The organism is Micromonospora yangpuensis (genome assembly GCF_900091615.1).
Lineage (GTDB): Bacteria > Actinomycetota > Actinomycetes > Mycobacteriales > Micromonosporaceae > Micromonospora > Micromonospora yangpuensis.
Genome location: NZ_FMIA01000002.1, coordinates 6,438,371 through 6,450,321, shown reverse-complemented (window position 1 = coordinate 6,450,321; position 11,951 = coordinate 6,438,371). Strand labels below are relative to the sequence as shown.

General features: G+C 71.8%; 13 protein-coding genes. 7 read left to right on the top strand and 6 right to left on the bottom strand.

What is annotated here, in order from left to right; all coding sequences use genetic code 11:
• Positions 1–7: 7 nt before the first annotated feature.
• Positions 8–2,551, bottom strand: coding sequence for a collagen-like triple helix repeat-containing protein (locus GA0070617_RS31925; RefSeq protein WP_229688268.1), 2,544 nt, complete (start codon positions 2,549–2,551; stop codon positions 8–10).
• Between the two features lie 122 nt (positions 2,552–2,673).
• On the opposite strand from GA0070617_RS31925, the gene GA0070617_RS29235 reads away from it, so the two are divergent.
• Positions 2,674–3,375: a glycosyltransferase family 2 protein gene (locus GA0070617_RS29235; protein WP_091445583.1), complete on the top strand. Its 702-nt coding sequence runs from the start codon at positions 2,674–2,676 to the stop codon at positions 3,373–3,375.
• A gap of 31 nt (positions 3,376–3,406) precedes the next feature.
• Here the strand turns inward: GA0070617_RS29235 and GA0070617_RS29230 are convergent, their stop codons facing one another.
• Together GA0070617_RS29230 and GA0070617_RS29225 are read right to left on the bottom strand one after the other, a co-directional pair.
• Positions 3,407–4,288, bottom strand: coding sequence for a transketolase family protein (locus tag GA0070617_RS29230; protein ID WP_091447778.1), 882 nt, complete (start codon positions 4,286–4,288; stop codon positions 3,407–3,409).
• Between the two features lie 107 nt (positions 4,289–4,395).
• Positions 4,396–5,097, bottom strand: coding sequence for a thiamine pyrophosphate-dependent enzyme (locus GA0070617_RS29225; protein WP_091445580.1), 702 nt, complete (start codon positions 5,095–5,097; stop codon positions 4,396–4,398).
• Between the two features lie 45 nt (positions 5,098–5,142).
• Here GA0070617_RS29225 and soxR point away from each other — a divergent pair, with 45 nt between their 5' ends.
• The gene (gene soxR, locus GA0070617_RS29220; protein WP_091445578.1) at positions 5,143–5,580 is read left to right on the top strand and encodes a redox-sensitive transcriptional activator SoxR; all 438 of its coding nucleotides are present in this window, start codon (positions 5,143–5,145) and stop codon (positions 5,578–5,580) included.
• A gap of 504 nt (positions 5,581–6,084) precedes the next feature.
• On the opposite strand, the gene GA0070617_RS29215 is transcribed toward soxR, so the two are convergent.
• From GA0070617_RS29215 to GA0070617_RS31920, 3 genes are all read right to left on the bottom strand, one after another.
• Positions 6,085–7,062, bottom strand: coding sequence for an NAD(P)H-quinone oxidoreductase (locus GA0070617_RS29215; protein WP_091445576.1), 978 nt, complete (start codon positions 7,060–7,062; stop codon positions 6,085–6,087).
• Between the two features lie 183 nt (positions 7,063–7,245).
• The gene (locus GA0070617_RS29210) at positions 7,246–8,457 is read right to left on the bottom strand and encodes a helix-turn-helix domain-containing protein (protein WP_229688267.1); all 1,212 of its coding nucleotides are present in this window, start codon (positions 8,455–8,457) and stop codon (positions 7,246–7,248) included.
• A complete protein-coding gene (locus GA0070617_RS31920; protein WP_229688266.1) occupies positions 8,444–8,788 on the bottom strand; it encodes a hypothetical protein in 345 nt (114 codons plus the stop codon). The genes GA0070617_RS29210 and GA0070617_RS31920 overlap by 14 nt, the downstream gene beginning before the upstream one ends.
• A 229-nt stretch (positions 8,789–9,017) precedes the next feature.
• On the opposite strand from GA0070617_RS31920, the gene GA0070617_RS29200 reads away from it, so the two are divergent.
• Genes GA0070617_RS29200 through GA0070617_RS29180 form a run of 5 tightly spaced genes read left to right on the top strand, consistent with a single transcriptional unit; the run spans position 9,018 to position 11,856 of the window.
• Positions 9,018–9,626, top strand: coding sequence for a helix-turn-helix transcriptional regulator (locus tag GA0070617_RS29200; protein WP_091447769.1), 609 nt, complete (start codon positions 9,018–9,020; stop codon positions 9,624–9,626).
• Complete coding sequence (gene cutA, locus GA0070617_RS29195) at positions 9,623–9,949, top strand: divalent-cation tolerance protein CutA (protein WP_091445574.1); 327 nt, start codon at positions 9,623–9,625, stop codon at positions 9,947–9,949. Before GA0070617_RS29200 ends, cutA begins: the two co-directional genes overlap by 4 nt.
• 46 nt (positions 9,950–9,995) lie before the next feature.
• Complete coding sequence (locus tag GA0070617_RS29190; protein WP_373868336.1) at positions 9,996–10,577, top strand: UTRA domain-containing protein; 582 nt, start codon at positions 9,996–9,998, stop codon at positions 10,575–10,577.
• Positions 10,574–11,284 (top strand): PP2C family protein-serine/threonine phosphatase, encoded by a 711-nt coding sequence (locus GA0070617_RS29185; RefSeq protein ID WP_091445570.1) that lies wholly within the window; start codon positions 10,574–10,576, stop codon positions 11,282–11,284. Before GA0070617_RS29190 ends, GA0070617_RS29185 begins: the two co-directional genes overlap by 4 nt.
• A gap of 35 nt (positions 11,285–11,319) precedes the next feature.
• Positions 11,320–11,856, top strand: coding sequence for a GntR family transcriptional regulator (locus GA0070617_RS29180; RefSeq protein ID WP_175440708.1), 537 nt, complete (start codon positions 11,320–11,322; stop codon positions 11,854–11,856).
• The last annotated feature ends 95 nt before the right edge of the window (positions 11,857–11,951 follow it).

Below are 11,951 nucleotides of genomic sequence, written 5' to 3'. Positions count from 1 at the left end.
AGGCTGGTCAGCGGGTGGGAGGTAGTGCGTAGCCGACGTAGCCGCGCCACCGCACCTGCCAGCCCTCCGGCACCAAGTCGGCACAGACCGACCGGGTACCCGTGCAGACGATCGCGTCCACCGACGCCGGATCGGCCGGCGGACGCTTGGGCAGCACCGACTGCAGGGCCACCAACTCGGGTGATCCGCCGTCGGCGTCGCGCAGCAGCAGCCACCACGGGTACTCCCAGTTGTCGTTCTGCTGCACCAGACCGATCCGGCGGGCACCGTCGGCGCGCACCGCGTCGGCGGCCCAGCGGAACTCGTCGGCCCACTGTGGCCGACGCAGGAACCGGGTGTCCCACTCGGAGGTGGTGAAGACCGAACCGGCCCCGACCAGGCGACGCGGGAAGCCGTACGACAGGGCGAGCACCCCGGCCAACGCCGAGGTGGCCAGCACGGTGACGACCAACCCGGCGGCCACCGACCGCCGCCCACCGCCGCGGCCGGCACCGCCGCCGCCATCACCGCCGCCGGCACTGCCGCCGCCATCACCGCTGCCGGCAGCGGCGCTGTCCCGGCCGGCACCGGCACTGGTGTCGTCGTACCTGCGGCGCAGGAGCGTGGCCAGCCAGAGACCGGCCAGGGGTACGCCGAACGTCAGGGCGTAGACCAGCAGCCGGTTCCCCCACGGCTGCCACTTGATCATCGAGGTGTGCAGCAGGAGGGTGACCAGGACAACCGTCGCGTACGCCCGTACCGAGCCGGGAGCCGTCGGGCTGATCCGGGCCGGCCGGGCCAGGGCCAGTACCGCGGCGATCAGCACCAGCGAGCCGGCCAGCGGGAACGCCACCCGGTCCTCGTCGGGGTACCAGGACGGCTCGGGGAAGTTCTCCCGCCCAAAGGTGATCGCCCGGTCCTGCGGGTCGACGCCGATCGCCTCGGCCCCGGCGACGATCGCCGACGCGGCGGCCCGGCCCAGCGGGGTCAACGGGGTGTCCAGCGCGGTGTGCCCGATCCGGAGCGCGTTGACCAGGATCGCCGGCGGATCGTGCCGTTCCATCGGGATCGACTCGCGTAGGCGCGGCGGCCCGAGCGGATGCCCGAACTCGGCGGTCACCCGGACCAGGAACGGGCCGACCAGCAACGCGGCGACCAGCAGAATCGACACCGACCCGAGTACGGTGACCGCGACCTGCCGCCCCCGTCCCCCACCGCTCGCGGCCCCGCCCCGAGCGGCCGACGCCCGGCTTCCGTCGGTTCCGGTCCGGCCCCCGTCGGCCGAGCCCCGCTCCCCGTCGGCTCCCGCCCGGCTCCCGTCGGTCGTGGTCAGGTCCCGGCCGGTGTCGGTCCCGCCCCGAGCGGCCGCCGTCCGGCTTGCGTCGGTCGTGGTCAGGCCGCCGGGGTCGGCCCCACCCTGAACGGCGGTCGCCCGGCTTGGGCCGGTCGTGGTCAGGTCTCGGCCGGGGCTGGCGGCGTACGCCAACTGGGGTTGGGCTCGGCCGGTGTGGTCGGTGGTGGGGCGGGTGGCGGTGTACGCCAGGCGGAGTTGGGCGAGGCCCCAGAGCAGCAGCAGCGGTCCCACGCCGATCAGCCCGCTGGTCTTGGTCACCGCGGTCAACCCGGTCGCCGCCCCGAGGGCGAGCACCGTGGCGGGGCCGCTGCGGCGGTGCAGCCCGTCCAGGACCAGGGTGGCCACGCAGGCGACCCAGGCGGCGACGACCAGGTCGGTCTGCGTACTGGTGGCCTGTAGGGCGATCATCGGCGTGGTGGCCAGGACGAACGCGGAGAGCAACTGGGCCCGCCGGCCGCCGCCGAGCTGCGCGGTGATCCGGGCGACCACCAGTACGCAGAGCACCCCGGCGGCCCACTGGACGAGGTTGTGCAGCACGTCGGAGCCGGTGAAGAGCCGCAGGTGCAGGAGCAGGTACTCGGCACCTGGCGGGATGGTCACCTGCCGGTGGATCGCCGTCGGCCAGAACTCCAGGGTGCCCTGGGCCACCCAGTGCTCCACCTTCGGCAGATGGTAGGTCTGGGAGTCGAAGTTGTTCGGCTCGGCGAGCAGGGCGATGAGCAGCTCGACCAGGATCAGCACGCCGACCGTGCCGGCCAGCAGCCGGTCGCCGACTCCGGTCGTACCCCAGAAGGTCCGCAACCGGCCGACCAGGCCCGCAGCGCCCGACCTGCCCGGCCGCCCGGCGACGCCGCGGTCCTCACCCGCGCCGCCCGCGGCGTCGGACCGACCCGGTCGCCCGGCGACGCCGCGATCTTCACCCGGGCCGCCCGCAGCGTCGGACCGGGTGGCGAGGTCGCGGTGGTGGCGGCGCCAGGCGGCGGTCGCGGCAGCGGCGAGCAGCAGCAGCCAGGCGGCGGTGAACGCCGGCCGGGTGAGGACGCCGAGCGCGCCGAACAGCTCCACCACGACCACCGCGTACCCGCCGGTGATCAGCGCCGCCCGGACCACCGCCAGACGCCACGGTGCCACGGCTGTCGATTCGACAGGTCTGACGGCGTACGCCAGGGCGATCATCGTGGCGACGGGCAGGACCGTGAGTAGGGACCCGGCGGACATGGCGGGAAGTAAACACCATCCAGCTGTACGCACCGAGCCGCCCTTCGGCGGTGGCGACCACGTTCTGCCGAACTACCAGGCTAGGCTAGGTCGGATTTACTGTCCCCACCGTGGAGAATCCCGTGAAGCTCTCGATCCTGATGCCGGTCTACAACGAGGAGGACCGGATAGCCGACGCGCTCAAGCAGGCGTTGGCGGTCGACTACCCGTGCGAGATCGAGCTGCTCGTGGTCGACGACGGTAGCCGGGACGGCACCGGCGAGATCCTCGGTCGGGCCGACGACGCCCGGCTGCGGGTGATCACGCATCCACGTAACCGGGGCAAGGGTGCGGCGATCCGCACGGCCGTGGACAACGCCGACGGTGAGTACATGGTCATTCTCGACGCCGACCTGGAGTACGACCCGCAGGACATCCCCAAGCTGCTCGACCCGGTCCTCGACGGGCGGGCCACCGTGGTCTACGGCAACCGCACCTTCGGCAGCCACAGCGCCTACAGCTTCTGGTACGTCATCGGCAACAAGGGCGTCACCATGGCGGCGAACATCATGTTCAACTCCTACATCGGTGACCTGGAGACCTGTTTCAAGCTGATGCCGGTGGCGCTCTACCGCTCGCTGGACATCCGGTCCCGGGGCTTCGGCATGGAGGCCGAGGTGACCGGCAAGCTGCTCCGCCAGCGCATCCGCCCGTACGAGGTGCCGATCAGCTACCGGGCGCGGGGCCGCGAGGAGGGCAAGAAGATCACCTGGAAGGACGGCGTGGAGGCACTCTGGATCCTCGGCCGGGAACGTACCCGCCGCAAGCCCACCGCGCCCCGCTGACCCCGACCCGACCCGGCCTGGGTCGCTCGGGTCAGGGCGTCAGGAACGAGGTCACCGACTGCCGGAGACCGCCCGCGTCCAGGCCGTGCCACCGGTGGTGGTCCTCGGCGGAGCCGTACCGGCGTAGCTCCGCCCGACCGACCCCGAGCGCCAGCAGCCGGTGCGGCCGGTCGACAAGTGCCGCGCCGACCACCCGACTGGACGTGCCGGCCAGGTACGGCTCGACCAGGATCACCTCGGTACCGGCCAGCGCGCGCAGCCCGGCGGTGTCGAACGGTCGGGGCCGGTGGGTCCACGCCACCGAAACGGGCAGCTCCCGTACCGCCGCCAGGGCGGTGTCCAGCAGCGGCCCCACCGCCACCAGCAGCGCAGCGCCCGGCCCGGCGTCCCGGACCAACTGCAACGTGCCGTCGCCGCCGCGCGGTCGGTCGTTGGACTCGGCCGACAATCGCAGGTACGCCGACGAGTCGCCGGCCACCGTCGAGCGCAGCAGGTCGGGCACCTCGTCGCGGTGCCCCGGCACGTGCACGGTCCACCCGTCGAGGGTGTCGATCAGCGCCACGTCGGCAGGGCTCAGGTGGGTCCGACCGGCCGCCGCCCGGTCGTACGACGCGCCGATGCCGACCAGCACCGCGCTCGCCGCCTGGTGGTCGAGGTCCAGCTTGATCTGCTCGTACGCCCGCTCGACGAGGAACGGCGCGTAGCTGTGCACCACCGGACGCAGCCCGGTCAGGGCGAGCCCACCGGCGACCCCGAGCATCAACTGTTCCCGGATGCCGACGTTGAGCACCCGGTCGGGATGGCGGTCGGCCGCCACATGGAAGGCCGAGGCGGAGATGTCCGCCAGCACCAGGGCGGTACGCGGGTCCTCGGCCAGGATCGCGGTCATCGTGTCGACGAACGCGTGCCGCATGATCGTCTCCTCGACCATCGCGTCCCGCCCGGCCGGCGTCGTGGAACTCGGGGCGGTGGTGGGGTGCTGGGCGCTCGTGGAACTCGGGGCGGTCGTGGTGGACATGTTCACTCCTCGGAGTTGACGACCGCGACGACGACGTGCGGCCGATCGGGATGCGGCCGGGTCAGGGCGGTGTGCAGGGCTTCGTGGTCCCGGCCGTCGACGGTGTCGGCGGTCCAGCCGTTGACGGTGAACCGGCTGGCGATCCCACCGGGCCAGCCGTGGGTGGCCGAGGCGTTGTCGATCACGATCGCGGTCAGGCTGCCCAGGCCGGTGGCACCGGCGTACGCGATCGCCTCGTGGTTGGATCCCTCGTCCAGTTCGGCGTCGCCGAGCAGCATGTACACCCGGGGGGTGAGCAGGCCCTGGGCGCGCAGGCCGAGGGCGGTGCCGACGCCCAGCCCGAGGCCGTGCCCGAGCGAACCGGAGCCGATCTCCACCCCGGGCACCAGCACCCGGTCCGGGTGGTCGCCGAGCCGGCTCTCCGGGCCGCCCTGGTCGTCCAGCCAGTCGACGGGTACGAAACCCTTGGCGGCGAGCACCGCGTAGTACCCGGCCACGGCGTGCCCCTTGGAGAGCAGGAACCGGTCCCGGTCCGGCTCGTCCACCGTCTCCGGGCTGATCCGCAGTACCCGGTCGTAGAGCACCCAGAGCACGTCGACGGTGGAGTAGACATTCGCGTCGAACGCACGTCCGGCGCGTACCCGATCGAAGTAGGGCGCGACCGGCGTCGGCAGCCGGCCCACCCTGGCGGTGGTCGTTGTCATGGGTTTAGCCTGCAACTTGAAGTCGACTTCAGCACAAGGTGATTCATGCCCGAGTCTCTGACGATCGGCCAACTCGCGGCCCGTAGTGGGGTCGCCGCCTCCGCGCTGCGCTACTACGAGCGGCTCGGCCTGATCAGCGCCGAGCGCACCAGCGGCAACCAACGCCGGTACGCCCGCGCGGAGCTGCGCCGGGTGGCGTTCATCCGGATCTCCCAGCAGGTGGGCGTCTCGCTGGAGGAGATCCGGGAGGCGCTGGACTCGTTGCCGGCCGGGCGGACCCCGAGCCCCGACGACTGGGCGCAGCTCTCCACCGCCTGGCGGGACCGGCTCACCGAGAAGATCGACCTGATGACCCGGCTCCGCGACGACCTGACCGGCTGCATCGGCTGCGGCTGCCTGTCCCTGCAACGCTGCACGCTCTACAACCCGGTCGACCAGCTGGCCGCCGAAGGCCCCGGCCCCCGCCGGCTCCTGCCCCGCTGACCGCTTGGCGGGCACCGGATGCCGCCCCGCTGGGTGGTGCGGGCCCTGCCGGGGTGCCTCGCTGGGTGGCGTGGGCCCCGCCGGGGTGCCCCGCTGGGTGGCGCCGCCCCGCCGGGGTTTTCCCTGGTAGCACCGCCCCACTGGATGTTGCCTCGCTCGGCGGCGCAGCTCTGGTCAAAAGATATTGGAAGAAATGTGCCCCTGGAGGGGCCGAATTCTTCCAAGATCCTCGGCCTGCCGCAGGCGGCTCAGGTGTAAAGCATGACAAATCGGTGCAAGCTGGTCCCGCTCCCCAGCCAACCCCACCAACGCACGCACCGCACCGCCATCGAGGCGGGCCGCCAAGGTAGATCTTGGACACTTACCGTTCTATTTGGACGGTAAGTGTCCAAGATCTACACTTCTTGCCCTGTCGAAAGCGGCAAACCGGGCAAGTCGTGCGAGGTGGTCGGTTCTCGGGTCAGGTCTTCGGCACCGCAGTGCGCCGGCGTCGTAGTGCTCGGGTCAGGGCAGGGTTAGTAGGACCTTGCCCAGGTGGTCGCTGGACTCGATCAGCCGGTGCGCCTGCGCCGCGTCGGCCAGCGGCAGCCGCCGGTCCACCACCGGCCGGACCGCGCCCGCCTCGACCAGCGGCCACACCTGTTCGCGTACGCCGGTCACGATTGTCGCCTTTTCCGCGACCGGGCGGGACCGTAGGGCTGTGGCGCTCACCGAGGCCCGTTTGGCCAGCAGCGCGCCGAGGTCCAGCTCGCCCTTGCGTCCGCCCTGCATCCCGATGACCACCAACCGGCCGCCGGTGGCCAGCGCCGACACGTTCCGCCCCAGGTAGGACGCGCCCATGATGTCCAGGATGACGTCCGCGCCCCGGCCGTCGGTGATCCGCCGGACCTCCTCGACGAAGTCCTGTTCCCGGTAGTCGATCAGGTGTGCGGCGCCCAACGCCCGCAGCCGGTCCTGTTTCGCCGATCGGGCGGTGGCCAGCACGGTCGCCCCGAGCGCCGTACCGAGCTGGATCGCGAAGGTGCCGATCCCGCTGCCGCCGCCGTGCACCAGCAGCGTCTCGCCCCGGGTCAGCCCGGCCAGCTGGACCACGTTCGACCAGACCGTACAGGCCACCTCGGGCAGCGCCGCCGCGTCGACCAGGTCCACCCCGGCCGGCACCGGCAGCAGCTGCCCGGCCGGCACCGCCACCCGTTCGGCGTACCCGCCGCCGGCCAGCAACGCGCAGACCTCCTGCCCGACCGTCCAGCCGGTCACCTCCGGCCCGAGCGCGGCGACGACCCCGGAACACTCCAATCCCGGGTACGCCGAAGCGCCCGCCGGGGGCGGATAGTGTCCCTGCCGTTGCAGCAGGTCAGCCCGGTTGACCGCACTGGCGCGGACGGCCACGACCACCTCGCCGGGGGCCGGCTGCGGATCGGGCACCTCGCTCCAGACCAGCGCGTCGGGTCCACCGGGCTCGGGAATCGTGATCGCTCGCATCCCCCTGTCATACCCCACCCACCCCGCCCCGACGAGCCATCCGCCCGACTCCCACCGCCTGCCCGCTCAACGATCGCCGCCTGCCCGCCCGATACCGCCGCTTGCCCGTCCGCCCGCCGCCGCTTGCCCGTCCGCCCGCCGCCGCCTGCCCGTCCGACTCCTGCCGCCTGTCCGGCCGAGGGGTCAGGCCGTGCCGAGGTCGGTGCCGAGCCGGATCAGCGCACTCGACGCCCCACCACCGCGGATGATCCCGGTGACCAGGTCACGGGCGTACGGCCGGGTCCGTACCTCGGCGGGGGCCGTCTGCTCCGCCATCATCACCAGGCGGCCGGCCGCGAGCAGGTCGCCGACGCGCAGGCAGGCCCGCGCCACGTCGAGCAGGTACGCCGCCCGATGCTCGACCGGCAGCCGCCGCCACCCCGGTCGGGTGCTCAGCCGGGCGTACCGCTCAAGGGCGTCGTCGGTCTCGCCGGCCAGTGCGGCGGCCGTGGCACGGGCGAGCCCGACGGCGGACGGCCCGAACCCGGTCCACTCCGGATCCTCGCCGTCGACCACCAGCCGGGCGCTCGCCGCCGCCTGTTGCAACAGCCCGTCGGCCGTACCCGGGTCGAGGCCCACTGCGGTGTCGGGCTGGTCGGCGGCGGCGAAGGCGGCCTCGATCAGCAGCGCCCCGTGCAGCGCGCGGGCCGCCGGTGAACCGGGTACCTCGGCGGCCAGCTGACGGGCGGCGGCCAGCGCTGCGGCGTACGCCAGTTGGGGCCGGTCGAGGCTGCGGAGCGCCTGCGCGAGCGGCACCGTGCCGGCGGCGCACCATCGCGGCTCTCCGGCGGCGAGGGTGACCGCCCGGTCGGCGGCCAGCCAGGCCAACTCGGCCTCGCCGATCTTGACGAGCGCCTGCCCGGTGAGCCGGTACGCCCGCACCAGCGTCCCCGTCTCGATGATGCCCGCCTCGGCAGCGTGCCGCACGACCGCCAGCAGCTCCGGCAGAATCCGCAACAACTGGGAGTATCGGGTATGCTGGTACGTCAACCAGGCGTGCCCGAGCCGCCCGGCCACCTCCGCGCCCGAGCCCACCGCCCGCCACCCCGACGGTTCACCGACGGCGAGCGCCGCGCGTACCCCCTCCACCCCGTCGACCGCGCCCACGGTGACCGTCGGCGGTCGGGCCGGGTCGAGCAGCGCCGCCGGGGCGATCCGCAGCACCCCGGCCAGGTCGTGCAGGACCGAAACCCGATCGAGGGTACGTACGCCGCGCTCCACCTTGTCCACCCAGCTCTTCGACTTGCCCAGCCGGTCGGCGAGCATCTGCTGGGTCATCCGCCGCCGTACCCGCCACTGCGCCACCTGCCGCCCGATCGGCAGCTCCCGCTGGTTGGGCCGCTCAGCCGCGCCCACGCCGCCACCACCACTCCGGTACCGCCCGGGTCGTCTCCTCGACCGGAATCCGTTCCGCCTCGGCCTGCGCCAGGATCCGCGCCCGCGCCGCGTTGTGCTCGGCCTCATGCATCTGCTCGGCGAGGGACCGCTGGTTGCGTGAGCGGGGTTGCTCCTGGTCGGGCCAGTGGCCCCGGTTGATCGGTACCCGGTGCTGCTGCCGGCAGGGCAGCTCCGCGCCGCAGCGGCAGACCCGCCGCCACCGCCGCCAGGACCACACCGACCGGTGCCGCCGCGCCAAGGTCAACGCAACCCGAAGCAAATACTCGTCGTACGACACACGGCTGCGCATGGGAGTCCTCCTCGCACTGGTGGCGACCGGGGTACCTGCTCTCCTCGACGAGATGGGTCGAAGAGATGAGCGAAGCAAAAAGGACTTTCATGTCCCTTGCTGGGGGACGTATACGTCCTGTAGTTTGAGGACTACCAAGTCCCCTGTCAAGGACATCAACGCCCTTGCCTGTGTGGTGGGTCGGGCGTTGTGCGGACAGGAGTGTCCCCGGAAGATATGAGGGGTGGAGATGTCCGAGATCATGCGTCAGCGCCGTAGCGTCCTGGGCCTGTCGCAAGCGGACCTGGCCGCTCGGGTCGGCGTGGACAAGCGGCAGATCAGACGGTACGAAGCTGGCGAGACCCAACCCACCCTCGCCGTGGCCCGGTCGATCGCTCGCGCCCTGGAGATCACCGTCGACGAGTTGGCCGGTGAGGATGTGCACCGGATCGACCTGACCGGCGAGTGGTGGGCCTGCTGGCAGACCTGGAACAAGGGGATGGAGATCCTGAACCCGCACCGGATCCGGATGCGGCAGAAGGGCGACATCCTCGACGTGCTCGCCGTGACCCGGGGCACCCAGAAGTTCGACGAGGGCGGCTACCTGTGGCGCGGTGAGCTGCGACTGTGGGACAACGAAGTGCTGATGGGCTGGTACGTCGCCGACGAGGCAGCCGTCCGGTCGAAGGGGACGCTCTACTTCGCACTGCACCAGCACGGGCAGCAGATGACCGGACGCTGGGTGGGGCTGAGTTACGACGGGCCGATCCTCACCGGTTGGGGTGCCATCGCCAAGACCGAGGACGAAGTGCTGAGCATCGTCAACCGGCTGAAGAGCGAAGGGGAACCGAGGTTGTGAGCACTGAGATCTGCGAGGTCGTCATCACGGCTGACAGCGCCGACTGGCTGGTGGAGTTCACCCGCCGGCTGGTCGACGACAGGCTGGCGGCATGCGGCCAGAACATCGCCGCCATCCGGTCCGTGTACCGGTGGGAGGGGGCGGTGCAGGACGAGCCCGAGGCGCGGGTGGCGCTGCACACGCGGGTGAGTCTGGTGCCGCAGATCGTGCAGCGGGCCAATGACGAGCACCCGTACGACGTGCCCTGTGTGATCGCGCTCCCGGTGATCGCCGGCAACCCCGCGTACGTCGACTGGGTGCTCACCGAGACCGAATCGGCCTGACCGCGTGCGACCCGGCCAGCGCGGACCCCGTCGGCCGCGCGGGAACCTGGTGAAGCGGAACCACGTCGCCCCCGGCTACTCGTTCCCCTCCGCCTCCAGCAAGGAGGTGTGGAAACACCACATCCCGCCGGTGGCCTCAGTCGAGACGCTGGACGACCCGCGGATCGCGCGACTGCTCGGCGTGCCACCGGGCACTGCGGTCCTGCGCCGGTTCCGGGTCACCGGTCCCGAGTCGGAGCCGCCCTTCCAGATCAACGTCTCGTGGATTCACCCCCGGGTCGCCGACATCTCCGGCGTCTCCGCACAGGCACCCGGGCCGGGTGACTGGTTGTACCGGCTGGAACAGGCCGGCCACTGGCCGATCAGCTGGATGGAGATCCACCGGGCCCGGATGCCCAGCAAGGACGAGGCTGCCCTGCTGGAGATCCCGACCAACCTGCCGGTGCTGGAGATCGTGCGGGTCGGCACCTCGGGCGGTGACGGCAAGCCGGTCGAGGTGACGGAGTACGTCGTCGCCAGCGACCGGGTGGAGACGATCCACGTCCTGCACCGGGACGAGTCGGCCCGCGATCCGTGGCCGGACGACGCCGAGAACCCACCCGCCCCGGACCAGGCAGGTGAGTCATGATCCTTCGCGTGGCAGCCGCCTCCCACCTCGGTCTCGTACGACGACGTAACGAGGACGCGTACCACGTCGGCCCGAACCTGCTCGCCGTCGCCGACGGGCTGGGTGGGCACGTGGCCGGTGACGTCGCCAGCACGACGGTGATCGACACGATGAAGTGGTACGACCGCGCGGTGGAGGCATCGGCGCTGGCCACCACGTTGGGCGGGGCGATCAGCACCGCGAACGATGCGCTGCGGCAACGGGTCGAGGCCGAGCCGGACCTGGCCGGGATGGGTACGACCCTGGTCGCACTGCTCCACAACGGAACATCAGCCGTGCTGGCGAACGTCGGGGACTCCCGCGCGTACCTGCTCCGGGGAGGGCCGGGCGACGGCCAGACCGTCCAGTTGACCGAGGACCACGTCTACCGCCACCTGGTGGCCGACTCTGCCGACGTACCCCATCTTCCCGAGAAGCTGGCCCGCTTCCTCGACGGTCGGGCGGACGGACGGTCGCCCGACCTGACCCCACTGACCCTGCGGCCGGAGGACAGGCTTCTGCTCTGCTCCGACGGACTCAGTTCCTACGTGCCACACCACCTGCTGCACGCCGCGCTCCGCGCCGCCGGCACGCCGCAGGATGCCGTCGACCAGCTGATCACCCTGGCCCTCGAATACGGCGGCCCCGACAACGTCACGGCAGTCGTCGCCGACATCGATGATCAGTGAGAAGGCGTCGGTAAGAGGGGAATGGTGGAGTGACCGTGCCGCAGTTTCGTCCGATCCGGCGTAGCTCGCCGGGCCGGCTGGCCCGTCAGCACTGGGGCACCGGCCAGGCCATCCAGCAGGCGGACACGGCCGACCGGCCGCGCGCGGTCGACGTGGTGACCGGCGAGACGGCGGCCGTCGAGTGGGTCGCCGAACCGCTGGGGCTCGACGTCGGCAGCCTGGTCGTCTTCCGCTCCCGGAGGTTTCTGGTCGAGGATCGGCCCGTGCAGTTGGCCACTTCGTACCTACCCGTCGACCTGGCCAGGCGTACGCCGATCATGCACACCGACGCCGGGCCGGGCGGCATCTACGCCCGACTGGCCGAGAGCGGGTACGCCCCGGTGACCTTCACCGAGTACCTCCGGGCCCGGATGCCGGTACCGGAGGAGACGGACCGCCTCGACCTGCCAGAAGGGACGCCCGTCGTCGAGATCACCCGGCATGCCTTCGACGACTCGCACAGGTGTGTCGAAGTGAACCGGATGGTCCTGGACGGCAGCGCCTACCTCCTCGACTACACCTTCTCCGCCTGACTGGTGAAAGTGACCCGGGCCAGCATGAATTGATTCGTCGTTCGGTGATCGCCTCCTGCCTACCGGGAAAGCACCGTCGAAGAGTGCTCGGGCCG